A 247-nucleotide genomic window follows, 5' to 3' on the forward strand; every position below is an offset into this window, starting at 1 on the left:
TCCAAGGTTGCTCTACGGTTTTGGTTTGGCTTCGTAAGCATGGTCGACTAGATTGGTCTAAAGGGACACCTAACTTTATGTCCAAAGGAGACTCTATGGCCGAGTTCAATTTACCTCCTACACCAGAGCAACGTATTAAAGAGCTTGAGAAGCAGCTCGAAGATGCTCAACTCAAAGCCGACTTCTTTGAAGCTGTCGTGAACGTTATGGAACGTGACTATGGTGTTAGAGTGACAAAAAAGCACAA

The 247-nt window shown here is 44.5% G+C and carries 1 pseudogene; it reads left to right on the plus strand.

The features are described 5' to 3' along the window. Positions 1 to 247, plus strand: a pseudogene (locus IQP38_RS27070) (IS3 family transposase); the annotation flags it as partial.

Origin of the sequence: Vibrio sp. OPT41, from assembly GCF_015163595.1 — a bacterium.
Classification (GTDB): Bacteria; Pseudomonadota; Gammaproteobacteria; order Enterobacterales; family Vibrionaceae; genus Vibrio; species Vibrio alginolyticus.